The sequence below is a fragment of the Thalassobaculum sp. OXR-137 genome, from assembly GCF_034377285.1.
GTDB lineage: Bacteria > Pseudomonadota > Alphaproteobacteria > Thalassobaculales > Thalassobaculaceae > Thalassobaculum.
In genome coordinates this window covers 4,863,252-4,881,146 of the sequence record NZ_CP139715.1, presented here as the reverse complement: position 1 = coordinate 4,881,146, position 17,895 = coordinate 4,863,252, and the positions used below count along the sequence as shown (strand labels likewise).

Genomic DNA, 17,895 nt, shown 5'->3' with positions numbered 1-17,895 from the left:
TTCCAGGCTGCAGGAGGCACCCATGCAGGTCGATTGGCAAGACGACGGGGATCCGGGCGCGATGGACCCGGTCACCGATTACCGGCTGAGCCGGGATCCGAGCACCTACCCCGGCCCGCTCGACGAGCTCTGGTGGTCGGCGATCTTCCATCTGGAGGATCTCAGCCTGGACGCGTTCCAGGAGCTGGCCGAGCGCGACTTCCCCGGTCAGCTTCTGGTTCCCGACGTCTATGACGCGGAGGACCGGGCTGCCGAGGGGATGCGGAGCGTGACGCTCCTGGCCCGTGCGCCGCTGATCCGGTCGGCCAACCGGCGGGGCAACGCCTTCGGCACCGCCGGCGTCTATCTCGGCGGCGTCGTCCCGGAGACGCATCTGCGGCTCGACCCGTCTGAGGACGGTGTGCCCCTGCCGGATGAGGTCGTCCACTGTTACGACGACACGGTCGTGACCGCCGTCATCGACGATGCGGTGGGCTTCGCCAATTCCCTGTTCCGGGACGGCGAAACGTCCAGCCGGGTGCATCTCGCCTACATCATGTCGACGCCGCTCCACGACCGCCACCGGCGCGGATGGCGGCGAGAGGTGCATGGCCGCTCGCTGGACAAGTGGGCGATCGACAAGCTGCTTAAGGAGTACACGGCCTTCGGCCTGACCGACGAGGACGCCCTGTACGTTGCGGCGGGAGCCATCGACCTTGCCGGCGGCGGCTTCTCGCCCCTGGCGCTGCGGCAGTCCCACGGCACTCACGTGGCGGCCCTGGCGGCAGGCTATCCGATGGACAAGGCACCGGCGCACAGGCCGATCCTCTGCGCGTCGCTGCCCTGGCGGGTCACCGCCGACACCTCGGGCGCCAATCTGTATCCGAGCCTGCTGCTGGCGCTGCACAGGCTGGAACGGGAGGGTCGGCGGTTCCGGCTGCCCGACGGCTCGGTGGCGCCGATGGTGTTCAACTTCAGCTACGGCACGCTGAGCGGACCGCATGACGGCTCCGGCTTGATCCCAAGTCTCATCCAGCGGGCGGTCGACCGGGGCGACGGCCCGATCCGCCGGATGGTGCTGCCCGCCGGAAACACCAACCTGTCCCGGACCCATGCCCTGGCCGAGATCGGCGAGACCGGGACCGCGACCCTCGACCTGAGGATCCTGCCGGACGACCGGACGGACAGCCATGTGGAGATGTGGCTGCCGACGGTCGATCACACGGGCTGGAACCCGGTCAGCGTGACCGTCACGGCCCCCGGGGGTGGGGCGTCCGCGACGATCACCGCGGGCTCCGACCGGATCTACCGCCTGCTGGACCGCGACGGACGGGAGATCGCCCGCCTGTCCTATGCGGCGGCCAACCGGACGGTGAACCGGGCGTCGATCGTCCTGTCGGTCAACCGCACCTACAGCGTCCACGGCGGTGCCGGACTGGCGCCGATGGGCGACTGGCGGGTGGAGATCTGGCGCAAGCGCTTCGGCGCAGACGAAGCGGCTGCGGCGGCGCCGCAGGACGGGGCGGCGGTGGAAGTGTGGGTCCGCCGCGACGACTCCCTGCCGGGCTTTCCGCCCCGCGGCCGGCAGGCGCATTTCAACAATCCTGACTATCAGAAATTCGACGCCTACGGTGCACCGCTGCCGGTGGATCCGCCGGGGACCCACTGTCCGATCCGCCGGGCCGGGACCCTGAACGGTCTCGCGACGGGTGAGGCGCCGCTGGTCATCGCCAGTTATACCCGCAGCAACAGCCTGATCTCCGACTATTCCGCCTCCGGACCGGTGCCGAGCCGGAAGGGGCCGGATGCGGCGGCGCTCGGCGACCATTCTCCGGTGCTGCGGGGCGTCCTCAGCGCCGGATCGAAGAGCGGCTACCTGGTCCGGCAGTCCGGGACCAGCGTGGCGGCGCCGCGCATCGCCCGGCTCGCCGCCGACGAGATCGCCCGGGACAAGCGGAAGGGCGGGGTGGGCGACCGGAACTGGCTGCAGAAATATGCCGAGAAGGCCGATCGCGGCAACTTCCCGCAGCCAAGGCCGGAGTTCGCCCGCGGCGGAGCGGGACGGATCGACGTGGAGGTGGACCTGGGAACGCCGGACTACGATTGACCGCTCCAGTCCGACGCTCCGGCGGCCGGAGCGCCGCCGGGGCCGGATCGTTGCGGCACCGTCTTCAGGAAGATTTCGCGCAGCGATCAGGATTCCACGGAAGGCATCGGCGAGGCTGGGAGGCATCACGGCGCGGCGGGCCGCGCTATCCCATCAAACCCGGAGGTTCCGATGGTGCTTCGCCCAGACCTGAACGGAATGTTGCTGCAGCTGCCCGACGACATGGTCGTCTACCAGGTCGTCAACGGCAAACGCCACCCACTCCCCAAGACATCCGCGATCAACATGCTGTTCATCCCCGGCGCCCGGGTCATCTCCCAGGGGAGCCCCGACGAGCCGAGCACGGCGATCCGCTGGTCGCTGTCCACGGATTGAGGTCCCGGCCGGTCTCGGGAACGAGGCGAAATTTCGTGTCGATTTCACCTCGATCTCAGGACTTCGCGCCGCCGCTGCCGCACAGTCGGGACATCAGGGAGGGCGAGGTCGGGTCCGAATACCCGGCCCGCTCGCAAGACCGCGAGGGGAGGACGGCGATGGCACGGCGCAACGACCTCAACGGAACACTGCTTCAACCGCCCAACTGCGGCACGACCTATCTGGTGCTCGGCGGGCGGCGGCATCTGGTGCCGGACCGCCGGGTGCTCGCTCTTCTCTTCCGCAGCAAGCCGCCGGTCAGGACCGACATCGACCCCGACGACGTGGATGAAGGCGACCCGCTGCCCGATGGCGGCTGTCTGGTGCGCGTTACGAACAGCGCGGAAGTCTACCTCGTCCCCGGCTCGGACAAGCTCTGGTTCGTCGGGCCGGACGAACTCGCCGCGAACGCCTTGGGCTGTGGGCGGACCGGCGCGTGTCCCGACATTGAAATGGCTCGGTGCCCCGCCGATTAGGGACAGAGCCGACGGAAGGCACCGCAGGCGGGTGGGACCGGCTGCAGGTGGCGGGGTCAGCCGATTGGGGAGTGGTCGGCTGGCTGCGAGGGGGGGACCGGGCGTGTGATGGACGCCCGGTCTTTCCTCGTTTTACCGCTCAGCCGATCAGGAAGCTGTCGGTGCCGAGCTGGCTGGCGGACACGCCGATCAGGGTGACGGAGTTTCCTGCCGACAGGTCGAGCAGGGCGTTGCCGGCGCCGTCGTCGGTCAGCCGGGCGAGAAGGTCGGCGGTTGTGGCGATTCCGGATCCGTTGACGCCGGCTGCGACCGCCAGCACGTCCTGGCCGATCGTGAAGTCATGCACCGTATCGGCCCCGTCCGCGTCGCCGAACCGGAAGACGTCGGCACCGAGATTGCCGAACAGTCGGTCGTCGCCCGCTCCGCCGGACAGGGTGTCGGCGCCCTGTCCGCCATACAGCGTGTCGGCTCCGTCCTCGCCCCAGAGCCCGTCGTCCCCCGCGTTGCCGTAGACCAGGTCGCCGCCGCCGTTGCCGTGCAGCCGGTCTGCCGCGTTGTTGCCGCACAGTATGTCCGCATCCTGGCCGCCATAGAGCGTGTCGGTACCCTGTCCCCCGTACAGCGTGTCGGCGCCCTGGTTGCCGTAGATCAGGTCGCTGTCGGCGTTGCCGTACAGCACGTCGAGGCCGCCATACCCCCGCAGCGTGTCGTTGCCGGCGTAGCCGCGCAGGATATCGTTGCCCGCCGTGCCCGAAACCGTGTCCGATCCCGATCCCGATCCCGATCCCGATGCCGGCTGGCCGCCGGCCGCTCCGCCGGAGTCCGACGCCGGTGGCGGCCGGTAGGTCAGGGTAACGTCGTTCCCGGTGCCGCCCAGGTAGCTGATCTGGAAGGTGCTGCCGCCGATGGTGAGGGTGGCCCCCTCCGCCAGCCCGTCGAAGGCCCCGGTGACGGCGTCGACCCCGTCGTTGTCGATCAGCGTATAGACGTCTCCACTGGCTGGCGTGTAGCCGAGGGTCGCGTTCAGCGTGGCGTTGGAGAGGGTCACGGTGCCGGTGACCTTGATCTGGTCGTAGCCGGTGCCGGCCGTGTTGCCGTCGATCTCCATGGTCGCGGTCGAGCCGCTGGCGAGGGTCAGGTTCCCGGTCGAGATGATGCCCGGGCTATTGCCCGGCGCGATGGTGCCGCCGTTCGCGACCGTGACCGCCGTGGAAAAGGTGCTGGTGCCGCCCAGGGTGGCGCCAGAGGCGACGGTGTAGGTGCCGCCCCCCGCGATCGTGCCGCTCCCGCTGATCGTGCCGCTGAAGGTCGTGGACGCGGAGTCCGTCAGCGTGAGGGTGCCGCTGCCGATGTTGAGAGTCCCGCTGCCGCTGAGGCTGCCGATGGTTTCGCTGGTGCCGTTAAGGTCCAGGGTGGCTCCGGGGGAGACGGTCACCGCGCCGCCGTCGGCCAGGGCGCTTCCACCGGAGACCTGCAGCGTGCCGGCGCCGATCGTGGTCCCGCCGGTATAGGTGTTCGTGCCGCTCAGGATGGTGGTCCCGGTGCCGGACTTCGTCAGGCTGCCGGTCCCGGAGATGTCGTTGGAGATGGTCGTCGTGCCGGTGACAGCCAGGCCGCCGCCGTTCAGGACGACGGACCCGGAGCCGAGATTGCCGGATGACTCGACCGACAGGGTGCCGGCGCTGACCGTGGTGGTGCCGGAATTGGTATTCGTTCCGGTCACCGTCAGCGTGCCGGTCCCCGCCTTGGTCAGGTTTCCCGTGCCGCCGATCACGCCGCTCAGAGAGACGGCGGCGCCTGTATTGATCGTTCCGCCCGACGCGCCGATCGTGATGGTGTTGTTGATCGTGCCGGCGCCCGTGACAGCCAGCGTGCCGCCGTTGATCGTCACCGCGCCGGAGGAGAGGTTGCTGTCGCCCGCGACCGACAGCGTTCCCTGACTGATTGTCATGGTGCCGCCGGTGGACCCTGTCCCGTTGAGCGTCAGCGTGCCGGAGCCCGACTTCGTCATGGCGGCCGTGCCGCCGAACCATGTCACATTCCCGGAGAGCGTGACGTTGTTGCTGCCGGTATGGATCGTCCCCGCACCATCGAATTCGATCGCGGTGGTATAGGTGGCGCTGGTCGCGAACCTCAGGGTGCCGGAATCGATCTGCGCACTGGTCGGGGAGGTCGTCGTTCCGATTTCGGCGTTGGAATTGTCTTGAATCCACAGCAGACCGACATCGCTGAGCGACCCGTTAAGGGAGAGCGTCCCGCCGCCCTCGGCCAGGACGACATTCGCCGCTGTCGTGAAGTCGAAAGCCGAATTGATTGTCAGCGACTGACCGGCGGTCAATTCGAAATAAAGGTGCGAATTTGAAACGAGGGTCGACCCGCCGATGGTGAGCGAGGTGGTGCCGTTCGTGAAACTGAGTTCTGTGGCAGAGCCGCGCACGAATTGCGGCGACTGCGTCAGAGTGATGGTCTGGCCGTCGAGATTGCTGAAGCTGATCGTCGCATCGGTTGTAGTCGCCGCGAGCCCAAGTGAGCCGGCCGTGACGTTGTCGCCGGCGGTGCTGGTGACGGTCGCCATCAGAAGGCCCGGCCAGGTGGCCATTCGGGTCGGGCCGAAAGGAAGCTCACTGTGATGCGGCCGCGCGCCCGCCGAGAGATCGAACGCCCAGTCGCCGCCGCGCCACGCGGCACCGGTCGGCGTGGAGGAGGCCAGCACCGGGGCGGCCAGGGCGGCCGACAGGGCCTCGACGAAGCGCCGGCCGATTTGGCCCCGGCCGACCGAGCAGCCATAGAGGACCAGCGGTCGGCCCGCCAATGCCTGCCGCAGCGCCGCGATGTCGGGCCGGGCCAGATCGGCCTCGGTGACGTGCGATCCCGCCAGATGCACGAGGCCGGGCGCGCCGTGGCTGAACAGATGGATCGAGGAAAGACCCCTGCCTGCCTGCGCGATTGCGGCGGCGAGCCCGAGGATCGGCGAAATCCGTTTCGCCAGCCCGGCAATTCGGCAGGCGTTCGTCAGCAGGTTGAGCAGCGGCGCCTGGTGCGGAACAGCGGTGTCGATGACGGCCAGGGCCGTGAGCGCTCCGGTACAGGGCGTCGCCGCGAAATGAGTTGTGGAATTTAAATTAATTGCTGAGTTATGAGCCATGTTCTATGGGTCTCAGAATTGATCGCTTCTCGAAATCTAAGTCCATATCTTAGGTATGTCTTTTTTAATCGAAACTAGAAAAGTAGAAGATTCAGTTTGAATATCTCGTTATGAATTTATTTCGTGCCGAAAGGATCTGGTGCCGGGGTGCGTGTGCAGCCGGCTGTCAGCCCTCGAAGCATCCGTAAAGCTGGGTGAGCCTGGGGATGTCGCGGGCGATCTCGCCGGCGCGGGACCCCATCCGGGCCGGATCGCGGTCCAGCGGGTTCGGCAGAATGGCCGCAATGCGCGCCGCTTCGCCGCGGGACAGAGCGCTGGCCGGCTTGCCGAAATGCCGCTGGGCGGCGGCCTCCACGCCGTAGATGCCGTCGCCCATCTCCACCACGTTCAGGTACAGCTCCAGGATCCGCTTCTTGGGCACGAGAAGTTCGAGGCCAAGCGCCAGCGGGATCTCGACCATCTTGCGCAGGATCGAGCGCGAGGGCGGCAGGAACAGGTTGCGGGCGAGCTGCATGGTGATGGTGCTGGCCCCGCGGCTGGGCTGGCCGGTCTCGCGGAACTCCTCCAGCACCTTGTTCATCTGCCGCCAGTCGATGCCGTTATGCTCGCAGAAGGTCTGGTCCTCGGAGGCCACGACCGCCCGACCGGCGTCGCGGGCGATGTCCGACATCCCCACCCAGCGGTAATCCACCGGGGCGCTGCGGACCAGCATCAGTGGGGTGCCGGGCGGCGGTACCACGCGGTACAGCAGCATCAGCAGCACGGGCAGCACGACGACGACGAGAAAGACCGCCAGGAGAAGTCGCCGGATCAGTCGGGCCATGCTGTGGTTTCCGTGCGGTGGTCTCGTCCACCGTCATGTGGCGTCCGCGCGGTCCTGTCAACTTGCGCCGTCCCGACCGCCGGGCCGCGAAAGACCGGGATCGCGGAGGCGGGCCGCGCTATTACTTGCCGGAAGGCGGTCGTCCGGTCGCCGGCGCGCGGTCGTGGGAGGAGGACGGGGATGCCGGATCTGACTGCCGCAGGGCGCCTGCTTCGGATTGCCGTGGCGCTGGTCCTGATCCTCGGGTCGGTGGCGGTCCTGGAGGGGGCGCGGCGCGGGGTGGAAATCCGAACCCTGACGGTTGGCGAGACGCCGGTGAGCGCCTACGCCCTTGCGGGTGCCGAGGGGCCGGTCGTGGTCGTGGCCCATGGCTTCGCCGGCTCACGGCAGATGATGCAGGGGTACGCCCTGCCGCTCGCCTGGGCGGGGTACCGGGTGTTCAGCTTCGATTTCCTCGGTCATGGCCGCCATCCGCTGCCGATGTCGGGCGACGTGACCGCGGTAGAGGGAACCACGCGGCTGCTGATGGCGCAGACCGATGCGGTGATCGACGCGGTTTCCGACGGGCGGGCGCCGGTGGCGCTGCTCGGGCATTCCATGGCGACCGACGTGCTCGCCCGGGTCGCCGCCGAGCGCGACGATATCGGTCCGGTGGTTCTGATCTCGGCCTTCTCTCAGGCGATAACGTCGCAGAGCCCCCGCGACCTGCTGATGATCACCGGGGCGTGGGAGCCGGGATTGCGGGACGCCGCGCTCCGGGCGGCGCGTTTGGTTGCGCCGGACGCACAGGAGGACGAGACGGTGACCGCCGGGCCGGTGGTCCGCCGGGCGGAGGTGGCACCGCTGGCCGATCATGTCTCCATCCTGCAGAACCGGGACGCGCGGGCGGCGGCGGTGGACTGGATCGACCGGGCCTACGGCCGCGGCGCCGGCACGACACTCTGGCCGACCGGATGGGCGATCCTCGGCCTGTTTGGCGGGCTGGTGCTGATCTTCGGCGGGATGGCCCGGTCTCTGCCGGCAGACGAACCGGCATCGGGCAGGCTGAGCTGGCGGCAGGTGGCGGTGGCGACGGTCCTGCCGGCGGTGCTCGCACCGCTCGTGGCGGTGCCGCTCAATCCGAACCTGCTGCCGGTGCTGGTCGCCGATTATCTGGCCCTGCATCTGGCGCTGTTCGGCCTGCTCCAGCTCGCGCTGATCTGGAGATGGAGGCTTCCCGTCGGCCGGGTCTCCATCGCGGCCCTGCTGCTGGTTCTGGGCTGGTGCTGTCTGTTCGGGTTTGCGCTGGACCGCTACGTGGCGAATTTCTGGCCGACGGCGGGGCGGTTCTGGATCGTCGCCGCCATGGCCCTGGGTGCTGTGCCGTTCATGGTGGCCGACGCGGTGCTCACCCTGCGCGCTCGGATCGCACAGAGGCTGGTCCTGCGGGCCGGCTTCCTGGTGTCCCTGGGCGTCGCCGTGGCGCTGGATTTCAGCGGACTGTTCTTCCTGCTGATGATCGCGCCCGTGGTGCTCGTCTTCTATCTCGTCTTCGGCACCGTAGGGCGGGCCTCGGCCGTCCGGGCCGGTCCGCTCGCCTCCGGCCTCGCCCTGGGCCTCGTCCTGGCCTGGGCGCTGGGGGTGAGCTTCCCCCTGTTCGCTCCCTGACGGCCCGCCGCGTGCGGCCCGGGTTGCTGAGGGCGGCGTCACAAAACTGCAGCCGCTCGGTCATCGAAACGACCAGCCAACAGCAACAAAGAGTCCGCAAAGCTCTCACATAACCAACATCGCCTCCTGCGACACTCCAGGTCTGTTCACATACTGGAGTATGAGCCATGAGAGGCTTCTTCCGCCTGGCCGTGGGCGCGCTCGTCGCGCTCGGCCTGATGGCCGGACCGGCCTTGGCCGACGATCGGCCGGAGCTGGTCGTCGCGGTCAACGATCTTCCCGACACCCTCGAGCCGGCCGACGGCATGGGCAACGTCCATGTCCGCATCATCTACTCGATGTTCGACAGCCTGATCCGCCGCGACTTCCTCGCGAACGGCAAGGGCAGCGGCTCCAAGCTGGTGCCGGGCCTGGCCGAGAGCTGGACGCGGATCGACGACAAGACCATCGAGTTCAAGCTGCGCCAGGGCGTGAAGTTCCACAACGGCGACGAGATGACCGCCGACGATGTGGTCTTCACCTTCACCCAGGGCCGCATGCTGGGCGACCGTCCGATCGTCCCGACCGGTCGGCAGGAGATGAACACGATCAGCCACGCCGAGCGCATCGACAAGTACACGGTGCGGATCGTCAGCCGCGTTCCGGACGTGATGATGGAGCAGCGTCTGGCCGGCTATGCGAGCTGGATCGTCAACGCCCGCGACTACCTGACCCGCGGCTACGACCAGGTGCGCCGCAGCCCGGTCGGCACCGGCCCGTTCAAGATCGCAGAGTTCGTCGACGGCGAGTACATCAAGCTGGTCGCCAACGACGAGTATTTCGGCGGCATGCCGACCGCCAGCAGCATCACCTTCAAGGTGGTGCCGGAGACCTCCGCCCGCGTCGCCGGTCTGGTCAGCGGCGAGTTCGACATCATCGTCAACGTGCCGCCGGATCAGGTCCAGGTCCTGCAGGGCTACGACGACATCGACGTGAAGCAGGTCGTGCTCGACAACACCCACATGCTGGTCTTCTACATGGACGCGCCGTTCATGAAGGATAAGAACGTCCGCCAGGCGCTCTCCCTGGCGATCGACCGGGCGCTGCTGCGCAAGGCCCTGTGGAACGACAAGAACTTCACCCCGAACGGTCACCAGCTTCCGGACTACGAGATCTACCTGGCCGATTATCCGGAGTTCGCGTTCGACCCGGACAAGGCCCGCGAACTGGTCAAGTCGTCGTCCTACAAGGGCGAGGAGATCGTCTACCGCCTGCCCCTGAACTACTACCTGAACAGCCTCGAGGCGGCTCAGGCGATGCAGCAGATGTGGAAGGATGTCGGCCTGAACGTGAAGGTCGAGCCGGTGGAGAACTGGGCCCAGGTCACCAAGGCCGAGGGCACGAACATCCGCCCGTGGTCCAACACCCACCGCATCCCGGATCCGAGCGGCTCCTTCGTCTCCCAGTGGGGCCGGATCAGCGACGTCCAGAACAACAAGGCCTTCCCCGACCGTGCCTGGAAGGCGCCGGAGGAGTTCAACAAGCAGCAGGACCTGCTGGTTTCCGGCACCGACACGGCGGCCCGCAAGGACGCCTACCGCAAGGCGCTGGACATCTGGACCGACGAGGTCCCGGGCACGATGCTCTACAACCCGCTTGAGACCTACGCGCTCAAGAAGTCGGTCCATTGGGAGCCGTACTCGCTCTACTACATGGACTTCCGTCCCTACAACCTGACCTTCGGGGTCGGCGGCTGACGCCGTGGCACGGGGGCGATCGGACCTTGCCGTCCGGTCGCCCCCGTCGCCGTTCCGATTTGGATATCCCTATGCATTCGAGCGACGTTCCATCTCTTCTCGACGTCCGCAACCTGACCGTTCGGATCGACCTTCCGGGCGGTCCGGTCTTTCCCGTCCGTGACGTGTCGCTGCGGATCGGCCCCGGCGAGACGCTGGGCCTGGTCGGCGAGAGCGGCTGCGGCAAGACGCTGACCTGCCTGTCCGTGATGGGCCTGTTCGGCAGGCGCGTGTCGGTGGAGAGCGGCGAGATCGCCTTCAAGGGCGCTCCGCTGGACCCCAGAAGCCGGGCCGACCGGGCCCGCCGTGCCCGGGGCATGGGCATGATCTTCCAGAACCCGATGACCGGCCTGAACCCGGTGCGCACGCTCGGCTGGCAGGTGGCGGAGGCCTATCGCATCCGCACCGGCTCCGGCCGCCGCGAGGCAGCAACCCGCGCCGTCGAACTGCTCGACCTGGTCGGTATTCCCGAGCCGGCCCGTCGGGCGCGCGACTATCCCCATCAGATCTCCGGCGGCCAGCAGCAGCGCGCGATGATTGCCATGGCCATCGCCGGCGAACCCGCCCTGCTGGTGGCGGACGAGCCGACCACCGCGCTGGACGTCACCGTGCAGGCGCAGATCGTCGAGCTCCTGGCGCGTCTCCAACGGGAGTTCGGCATGGGCATGCTGTTCGTCACCCACGACCTGGGCCTTGTGGCCGAGGTCGCCGACCGGGTGGCGGTGATGTATGCCGGCCGCGTCGCCGAACTGGCGCCCGCCGCCGATGTCTTCGCCCGCCCGCGTCATCCCTATACCCAGGGGCTGCTCACCTCCCTGCCGTTCCTGGACGACGAGGTGGAGCGCCTGACCCCGATCGAGGGGACGGTGCCGTCCCTGCGGGCGATGCCCCGGGGCTGCGCTTTCGCGCCGCGTTGCCCCCACGCTTCCCAGATGTGCCTGACGACGGTTCCGGACCTGACGGGTGCGGTGGCCTGCCATCATCCGCTCGCCCTGCGGACGGAGGCGGCATGAGCGCGCTCGCGGCCGACTCCGCGGAGACGCCCCCGCTGCTGCGCGTGGAGGGGCTCAGCCGCCGGTTCACCCTGCCGCGCACCAGCCTGTTCGGGCCGCGTCCCGAGCTGACCGCCGTGGCCGACGTGTCCTTCGAGCTTGCCGCCGGCGAGACCCTGGCCGTGGTCGGGGAGAGCGGTTGCGGCAAGTCGACCGTGGGCAATCTCGTGCTCAACCTGCTGAGCCCCAGCGCCGGTTCCATCCGCTTCGACGGCGAGGATCTGGCGGCGGCGAACGATGCCCGCTGGCGAGACCGGCGCCGGGACCTGCAGCTCATCTTCCAGGACAGCCGCAGCGCCCTCGACCCGCGCCTGACCGTCGAGCGTCAGGTGGCCGAAGGGCTGGAGATTCACGGCGTGGCGACCGCGGCCGACCGACGGATCCTGGTCGATGCCATGATGGAGGCGGTGGGCCTCGGCGGCGACCTCGCCAAGCGTTATCCGCATGAGCTGTCGGGGGGCCAGCAGCAGCGTGCGGTGATCGCCCGCGCCCTCGTGCTGGAACCGAAACTGGTGGTCTGCGACGAGCCGGTGGCTGCGCTCGACGTCTCGGTCCAGGCCCAGGTGGTCAACCTGCTGCGCGACCTGCAGCGCACGCTGGGGCTGGCCTATCTCTTCATCTCCCACGATCTGAGCCTGGTGCGTCACGTGGCCGACCGGGTGGCGGTGATGTATCTCGGCCGGTTCGTGGAGGTGGCGGACTGCCGCGCCCTGTTCGACGCCCCGGCGCACCCTTACGCCCGGGCGCTGATCGGTGCCGTCCCGGCCGCCCGGTCCCGGCGCGGCCGGCTGGTGCGGCCCCTGCGGCTGGACGGCGAGCCGCCGAGCCCGATGAACCCGCCCAGCGGCTGTCCGCTGCATCCGCGCTGTCCCTTCGCCACGGAGCGCTGCCGGGTCGAACTTCCGGCGCTGCGGCCGTTGGCCGACGGCCGCACGGTCGCCTGCCACCACGCCGAGGCCAGCCAGGCCGACGGCGCCAGGCTCGACGCGGCCGACCCCCAACCCCTGAAGGCTTTCCCATGAACCTGCGCTATGCCGCGATCAAGCTGCTGCGGGCGATCGTCACCCTGTGGCTGGTGGTGACCTTCGTCTTCGTGGTGCTGCGTCTCACCGGCGATCCGACCCAGCAGCTCCTGCCTGACGACATCGGCCCGGAGATCCGGGAGTATTATCGGGCCGCCTGGGGTCTCGACCGGCCCCTGTGGGAGCAGTATCTGCGCTATTTCCAGGCGGCGCTGCACGGCGATTTCGGGATCTCCTTTCGCAACAGCCAGCCGGCCATCGACCTGATCTGGCAGCGGGTGCCGAAGACCCTGGAGCTGGGGCTGGCGACGTTCTTCTGTTCGCTGGCGCTCGGCATTCCTCTGGGTGTGCTGGCGGCGGTGTGGCGGGACAGCTGGATCGACCGGCTGACCATGTCCTTCGCCGTCTTCGGCTTCTCCATGCCGAACTTCTTTCTCGGCATCCTGCTGATCCTGCTGTTCGCGTTGAACCTCCGCGTCCTGCCCAGTTCCGGCTACGGGACATGGCAGCACATGGTGATGCCGGTCTTCACGCTGGCCACCGCCTTCGCAGGCGCCATCGCCCGCTTCACCCGCTCGGCAATGCTGGAGGTGCTGTCGCGCGACTACATGCGCACGGCCGAGGCCGAAGGCGCCTCGCGGTTCCGGCAGGTGTGGTGGCATGCCTTCCCCAACGCGGCGATCCCGGTGGTGACCATCGTCGGTTTCAGCCTGGGCGGGATGATCGGCGGGGCGGTGGTGACCGAGAACGTCTTCGCCTGGCCCGGCGTGGGCCGGCTGCTCACCAGTTCCGTGGCGGACCGTGACCTCTCCATTGTCCAGGGCATCGTCGTCCTGGTCGCGATCACCATGGTCTCCGCCAACCTGCTGGTCGACCTTGCCTATGGGTGGCTGGATCCGAGGGTCCGCGTCGGCGGTCGGGAGCGGTCGCGATGAGCGCGGAAACCGTCGAGACCACCGCTCCCCCGGTGCAGTCCCCCCCACCGGCGACCAAATCCGCCGGGGCCTGGCGCATGCCGTTGCTGGTGCGGATCGCCGCCGTGATCCTGGTGGTGGTCTCCGTGATCGCCGTCCTGGCGCCGCTGCTCGCCCCCTACGGCTATGAGGAAACCGACCTGCTGTACCGGCTCAAGCCGCCGTTCTGGTCCTCGCTCTCCATTGAGGGCCATCTGCTGGGGACGGACAAGCTCGGCCGGGATCTGCTGTCGCGGCTGCTGATCGCTACCCAGGTTTCCATTGCGCTCGCCCTGCTCGGCACGCTGATCGGCGCGGTGCTCGGCACGTTCCTGGGTATCCTGGCGGCACATCGCGGCGGGTGGGTGGATGAAGTCGTGATGATGCTGGTCGATTGGCAGGCGGCCATGCCGTTCCTGATCATCGCCCTGGCGGTCCTCGCCTTCCTCGGCAACAATTTCTACCTGTTCCTCGCCCTGATGGGATTGGCCGGGTGGGAGACCTATGCCCGCCTGACCCGCAGCCTGGTGCTGTCGGCCCGCGAGCAGGGCTATGCGGTGGCCGTGCGCGCGCTCGGCGCGCGGCCACTTCGGCTCTACGGCCGTCACATCCTGCCGAACGTTATGGGGCCGCTGATCGTCCAGCTCACCCTGAACTTCCCGCAGACGATCCTGCTGGAGACGTCGCTCAGCTTCCTCGGCCTCGGCATCCAGCCGCCGCTTACCTCGCTCGGCCAGATGCTGGGGGAGGGGCGAGACTACCTGCTCACCGCCTGGTGGCTGGCGGTGCTGCCGGGCGGGGTGATTTTCGTCACCACCCTGTCGATGAGCCTGTTCGGCGATTGGCTGCGGACCCGGCTCGATCCTACGCAGCGCTGAGGCCTACGCAGCGCTGAGGACCGCCCGGCGGCCGAGCGCCGGGTCGTTGACCAGCAGCCCGTCGGCCCCGGCGGCGATCAGCCGGAAAAGGTGGTCGGCCCCGCAATCGCCGACGTCCCGCTCGGTGCCTGCGCCGCCGGTGGTCACCCAGACGGTGCAGCCCTGACGGTGCAGGGCGGCGACGGTCTCGGCGTCGGCGTCGCGTTCCCACAGGCGGATCAGCTCCACCTCCTCGGCCAGGAAAGTCTCCACCGGCGTCGTGCCGCCGTTCAACGCCAGAACGCGCGCGGTCGGCAGGACGAGCCGGGCCGGCCCGACAAGGGCCGGGTCGCGCAGGCCCAGCGCGATCTGCCGCGGATCGAAGCCCGTCTTCGCGAGGTCGGCGGCGATCTTCTCCAGCACGGCGGGGATCAGCGACTTGACGTCCAGCATCAGCGGAATGCGACCGCGCGCCGCCTCGAACAGGGTCGCCAGCGGCAGGACCGAGGCCCCGGCCGCGGCGGCGATCCGGGCGAGCTCCTCCGCTGGCGTATCGTCGATCAGCACCGGGCGCCCGGCGATGCGGGACAGATCCGCGTCGTGGGAGACGACCAGGGTGCCGTCCCCGGCGATCCGCACGTCGCACTCGACCCGGTCGGCGCCGGCAGCGATGGCACTGTCCAGGGCCGCAAGGCTGTTCTCCGGCGCGTTGGCGCTGTCGCCGCGATGGGCGATGATCTGGGGCAGTCGGCGGGTCATGCCGCTTCCGCCAGGGCGTTCACGCGGCCGGCGAAGGTCCGCAGCCGGTCCAGGCTGTCGCCCAGCATCGCCCGTGCATGGCCCTGCAGTTCCAGGATCGCATAGGTGCCGGGCAGCACCTGGGAGACATCGGCCAGGGCGTCGAGATCCATGCAGCCGGTGCCGAGCGGCGCGTGCATGTCGCCGATGCCGAAATACATCCAGTCGTGTTGGGCGGCGATCGACGGGATGGCGGGCCGGCCGCTCGCCTCGCTGATATGGATGTGTCCGGTCAGCGGTGCCATGGCGCGCGCTCCGGCGATCGGGTCGAGGCCGAGCAGCCCGGCGCCCTGGTTGGCGTGGCTGTAGTCGAGGCAGCCGGTCACGCCCGGGTGGTCCAGCAGATCGAGCTGCCGGGCCAGGGCCGCCGGGTCCAGCGAGTAGCTGGTGAGCCGGCCGGCGATCACCGCCGGGTTCGGGCTGATGTTCTCCAGGGCGATCCGCACGCCCGCCTCCACCGCGATATCGCCGATTGCCGACAGCTCGTCGCGCTCGAAGGCCAGCAGGGCGTCGGCCTCCCGCGCCCAGGTGTCCGGGTGGGTGCGGCCGGCATGGATGACGACGATCCCGGCGCCGATCTCGGCGGCCAGTTCCACTGACACCCGGGCGGCGCGCCGGTGCAGATCGATATTGTCGCGGTCCATGAAGTCGATGGGGATCGGGGCATGGAGGGTCACCGCCAGCGGCCGCTCGGCACAGATCCCGCGCAGCTCCGCCACCCGGCCGGGGATCGGTCGGGCGTCGGCCACCACGCCCAGATCGGAGGCGTAGCACTCGACCACGTCGGCGCCGAGCGCGATCAGGGCGTTCATCTCGGCGCGCACGGCGTCGAGATCGCCGCGGACGCCGCCGAGATTGGCACCGATGCCGGCGATGCGGATTGGATTGGACACGGCTCGGGACCCCATCATGAGATTGAGATGGCGCGACCATGCCACGTCTTCGTGACCGTTGAGTGAAACCAGCGCCGTCAGGTCCCGCCGCGCAGCGCTTCCACCACGTTGAGCCGAGAGGCCATGACGGCGGGATAGAAGCCGAAGAACACGCCCACCGTCACCGACACGCCCGCGCCCAGGGGGATCGCCAGGGGGGCGACGACGAAGGTCCAGCCGGTCTGATCGGCGAAGACCCACGCCGCCGCGATGCCGAGCAGACCGCCCAGAATACCGCCGGTGACCGACAGCAGGATGCTCTCGATCAGAAACAGCGACTGGATATCGCGCCGCCGGGCGCCCAGGGCCATGCGGATGCCGATCTCCTGCCGACGCTCTGTGACCGAGACCAGCATCACGTTCATCACCCCGACCCCGCCGACGATCAGCGCGATCGAGCCGATGGCGCCCAGAAGCACGGTGTAGAGCCGCATCTGGGTCTGCATTTGGTCGATGAGCTGCCGGGCGGTGCGCACATCCAGGACGATGTCGGGGCGGAAGGCCGAGAGATAGGACGCGACCGCCTGTTCCAGGGCGCCGGCGGGCAGTTCGCCGGCGGTGCGGATCAGGATGTCGCCGATATCCGTGCGGTCGCTCAGGCGCCGGGTGGTGTCCATCGGCACGAAGACGGTCCAGTCCGTATTCACCGGCACCAGGGCGTTCTGGTCCACCGGTGCGAGAATGCCGACGATCTCGAAATCGTGGGTGCCGATGCGGATGCGGTCGCCGAGCGTCAGCGGCGGCCCGTCCCGCGGTCCGCGGGCAACCTCCGCGCCGACGGTCGCGAAGGTATGGAAGCCGTCCAGCAGATCGACGATGCGGCCCTGGGCCGGCTGGATCCGGTTGATCGAAAAGAACTGCCGGGTGGTGCCGACAACCTGCGCCCGCAGGGACTCCCCGTCCTTGGTGACGTCGACGCCGACATTGACGATCGGCGCGGCCATGCGGATGGCCCCGATACCGGCGGCGAGGCTCTGCACCTCCTCCCGGCCGAGCGAGCTGCCGCCGCCATAGGAGCTCAAGGTGGCGATGTCGGTCCCCAGCGAGCGGAAGCGGCGCACCGCCTCCTCGGAGACGATGGTGCCGATATTGATCATGGCGATCACCGACCCGGTGCCGATCACGATGCCGATCAGCGCCAGCAGGGTGCGCTGGCGTGATCCGATCAGGTTGGCGATGGCCTCGGCGATGTTCTGATACAGCATCAGGCCACCGCCGCCGCACCGATCCCGCGTCCGTCATCCACCAGCAGCCCGTCGGCGATCACCACCTGACGGCGGCAGCGCGCCGCCACCGACGGGTCGTGGGTGATGATGAGGATCGTGCGGTCGCCTTCCTGGTTGAGTTCGACGAACAGATCCAGGATTTCGGCGCTGGTGTTGGCGTCTAGCGCGCCGGTCGGCTCGTCGCAGAGCAGCAGCGGCGGATTGCCGATCAGCGCGCGGGCGATGGCGACCCGCTGGCGCTGGCCGCCGGACATCAGGTTCGGGTGCTTGTCGGCCTGATCGCCGAGACCGACCCGGTCCAGCACCGCCCGGGCCCGCGGGATCGACGCGCCGCGGGACTCGCCCCGGTACATCATCGGCAGCAGCACGTTCTCCAGCGCGGTCAGCCGGGGTAGCAGGAAATAGTTCTGGAAGATGAACCCGATCTTGCGGGCGCGCAGAGAGGACAGGGTGTCGTTGCGGGCCGACAGCACGTCGGCGCCCTCGAACAGGTAGGTGCCGGAACTTGGCTGGTCGAGCATGCCGATGATGTTCATCAGGGTCGACTTGCCCGAGCCGGACTGTCCCATGATGGAGATCATCTCTCCAGGCTGGGCGGTGAAATCAATGCCGTGCAGCACCGGGATCTCGGTCGGGCCGACCTGGAACGATTTGCGGATGTCGGACAGGGTGATCAGGCTCATCCCGTC

At 68.7% G+C, this 17,895-nt stretch carries 15 protein-coding genes; 9 read left to right on the top strand and 6 right to left on the bottom strand.

The features are described from left to right. Positions 1 to 22 precede the first annotated feature (22 nt). From T8K17_RS22635 to T8K17_RS22625, 3 genes are all read left to right on the top strand, one after another. Positions 23 to 2,086: a S8 family serine peptidase gene (locus T8K17_RS22635; RefSeq protein ID WP_322332002.1), complete on the top strand. Its 2,064-nt coding sequence runs from the start codon at positions 23 to 25 to the stop codon at positions 2,084 to 2,086. A 171-nt stretch (positions 2,087 to 2,257) separates the two neighbouring features. Then, on the top strand, positions 2,258 to 2,461 hold the full coding sequence (locus tag T8K17_RS22630; protein WP_322332001.1) for a hypothetical protein: 204 nt from the start codon (positions 2,258 to 2,260) through the stop codon (positions 2,459 to 2,461). A gap of 158 nt (positions 2,462 to 2,619) precedes the next feature. Beyond that, positions 2,620 to 2,976, top strand: a complete 357-nt coding sequence (locus T8K17_RS22625; protein WP_322332000.1) for a hypothetical protein — start codon at positions 2,620 to 2,622, stop codon at positions 2,974 to 2,976. 139 nt (positions 2,977 to 3,115) lie between these two features. Here the strand turns inward: T8K17_RS22625 and T8K17_RS22620 are convergent, their stop codons facing one another. Together T8K17_RS22620 and mtgA are read right to left on the bottom strand one after the other, a co-directional pair. Beyond that, positions 3,116 to 6,121, bottom strand: a complete 3,006-nt coding sequence (locus T8K17_RS22620) for a DUF4347 domain-containing protein (protein WP_322331999.1) — start codon at positions 6,119 to 6,121, stop codon at positions 3,116 to 3,118. A gap of 166 nt (positions 6,122 to 6,287) precedes the next feature. Continuing rightward, a complete protein-coding gene (gene mtgA / locus T8K17_RS22615; RefSeq protein WP_322331998.1) occupies positions 6,288 to 6,944 on the bottom strand; it encodes a monofunctional biosynthetic peptidoglycan transglycosylase in 657 nt (218 codons plus the stop codon). 180 nt (positions 6,945 to 7,124) lie between these two features. On the opposite strand from mtgA, the gene T8K17_RS22610 reads away from it, so the two are divergent. From T8K17_RS22610 to T8K17_RS22585, 6 genes are all read left to right on the top strand, one after another. Beyond that, on the top strand, positions 7,125 to 8,591 hold the full coding sequence (locus tag T8K17_RS22610) for an alpha/beta hydrolase (RefSeq protein WP_322331997.1): 1,467 nt from the start codon (positions 7,125 to 7,127) through the stop codon (positions 8,589 to 8,591). A gap of 167 nt (positions 8,592 to 8,758) precedes the next feature. Then, complete coding sequence (locus T8K17_RS22605; protein ID WP_322331996.1) at positions 8,759 to 10,327, top strand: ABC transporter substrate-binding protein; 1,569 nt, start codon at positions 8,759 to 8,761, stop codon at positions 10,325 to 10,327. A gap of 71 nt (positions 10,328 to 10,398) precedes the next feature. Then, positions 10,399 to 11,379 carry an ABC transporter ATP-binding protein gene (locus T8K17_RS22600; protein ID WP_322331995.1) on the top strand — a complete coding sequence of 327 codons (981 nt, stop codon included), beginning with the start codon at positions 10,399 to 10,401 and terminating at the stop codon, positions 11,377 to 11,379. After that, entirely contained in the window at positions 11,376 to 12,440 is a 1,065-nt protein-coding gene (locus T8K17_RS22595) for an oligopeptide/dipeptide ABC transporter ATP-binding protein (protein WP_322331994.1), read from the top strand. Before T8K17_RS22600 ends, T8K17_RS22595 begins: the two co-directional genes overlap by 4 nt. Next, positions 12,437 to 13,375, top strand: a complete 939-nt coding sequence (locus T8K17_RS22590; protein WP_322331993.1) for an ABC transporter permease — start codon at positions 12,437 to 12,439, stop codon at positions 13,373 to 13,375. Before T8K17_RS22595 ends, T8K17_RS22590 begins: the two co-directional genes overlap by 4 nt. Then, positions 13,372 to 14,271: an ABC transporter permease gene (locus T8K17_RS22585; protein WP_322331992.1), complete on the top strand. Its 900-nt coding sequence runs from the start codon at positions 13,372 to 13,374 to the stop codon at positions 14,269 to 14,271. Before T8K17_RS22590 ends, T8K17_RS22585 begins: the two co-directional genes overlap by 4 nt. Before the next feature lie 3 nt (positions 14,272 to 14,274). Here the strand turns inward: T8K17_RS22585 and T8K17_RS22580 are convergent, their stop codons facing one another. The 4 genes from T8K17_RS22580 to T8K17_RS22565 all read right to left on the bottom strand — a co-directional run bounded on the left by T8K17_RS22580 (position 14,275) and on the right by T8K17_RS22565 (position 17,889). Further along, positions 14,275 to 15,009 (bottom strand): glycerophosphodiester phosphodiesterase, encoded by a 735-nt coding sequence (locus tag T8K17_RS22580; RefSeq protein WP_322331991.1) that lies wholly within the window; start codon positions 15,007 to 15,009, stop codon positions 14,275 to 14,277. Next, entirely contained in the window at positions 15,006 to 15,941 is a 936-nt protein-coding gene (locus T8K17_RS22575; RefSeq protein WP_322331990.1) for a sugar phosphate isomerase/epimerase family protein, read from the bottom strand. Before T8K17_RS22575 ends, T8K17_RS22580 begins: the two co-directional genes overlap by 4 nt. A gap of 77 nt (positions 15,942 to 16,018) precedes the next feature. Further along, positions 16,019 to 17,185 (bottom strand): ABC transporter permease, encoded by a 1,167-nt coding sequence (locus tag T8K17_RS22570; RefSeq protein ID WP_322331989.1) that lies wholly within the window; start codon positions 17,183 to 17,185, stop codon positions 16,019 to 16,021. Further along, entirely contained in the window at positions 17,185 to 17,889 is a 705-nt protein-coding gene (locus tag T8K17_RS22565) for an ABC transporter ATP-binding protein (RefSeq protein WP_322331988.1), read from the bottom strand. The genes T8K17_RS22570 and T8K17_RS22565 overlap by 1 nt, the downstream gene beginning before the upstream one ends. Positions 17,890 to 17,895: the final 6 nt, after the last annotated feature.

Excerpts from the sequence above, each read along its gene's own strand:
- T8K17_RS22625 (WP_322332000.1), top strand. The coding sequence starts at position 2,620 with ATGGCACGGCGCAACGACCTCAACGGAACACTGCTTCAACCGCCCAAC.
- T8K17_RS22605 (WP_322331996.1), top strand. The coding sequence starts at position 8,759 with ATGAGAGGCTTCTTCCGCCTGGCCGTGGGCGCGCTCGTCGCGCTCGGC.
- T8K17_RS22635 (WP_322332002.1), top strand. The coding sequence starts at position 23 with ATGCAGGTCGATTGGCAAGACGACGGGGATCCGGGCGCGATGGACCCG.
- T8K17_RS22620 (WP_322331999.1), bottom strand. The coding sequence starts at position 6,121 with ATGGCTCATAACTCAGCAATTAATTTAAATTCCACAACTCATTTCGCG.
- T8K17_RS22565 (WP_322331988.1), bottom strand. The coding sequence starts at position 17,889 with ATGAGCCTGATCACCCTGTCCGACATCCGCAAATCGTTCCAGGTCGGC.
- mtgA (WP_322331998.1), bottom strand. The coding sequence starts at position 6,944 with ATGGCCCGACTGATCCGGCGACTTCTCCTGGCGGTCTTTCTCGTCGTC.
- T8K17_RS22630 (WP_322332001.1), top strand. The coding sequence starts at position 2,258 with ATGGTGCTTCGCCCAGACCTGAACGGAATGTTGCTGCAGCTGCCCGAC.
- T8K17_RS22610 (WP_322331997.1), top strand. The coding sequence starts at position 7,125 with ATGCCGGATCTGACTGCCGCAGGGCGCCTGCTTCGGATTGCCGTGGCG.
- T8K17_RS22570 (WP_322331989.1), bottom strand. The coding sequence starts at position 17,185 with ATGCTGTATCAGAACATCGCCGAGGCCATCGCCAACCTGATCGGATCA.
- T8K17_RS22590 (WP_322331993.1), top strand. The coding sequence starts at position 12,437 with ATGAACCTGCGCTATGCCGCGATCAAGCTGCTGCGGGCGATCGTCACC.
- T8K17_RS22595 (WP_322331994.1), top strand. The coding sequence starts at position 11,376 with ATGAGCGCGCTCGCGGCCGACTCCGCGGAGACGCCCCCGCTGCTGCGC.
- T8K17_RS22600 (WP_322331995.1), top strand. The coding sequence starts at position 10,399 with ATGCATTCGAGCGACGTTCCATCTCTTCTCGACGTCCGCAACCTGACC.
- T8K17_RS22580 (WP_322331991.1), bottom strand. The coding sequence starts at position 15,009 with ATGACCCGCCGACTGCCCCAGATCATCGCCCATCGCGGCGACAGCGCC.
- T8K17_RS22585 (WP_322331992.1), top strand. The coding sequence starts at position 13,372 with ATGAGCGCGGAAACCGTCGAGACCACCGCTCCCCCGGTGCAGTCCCCC.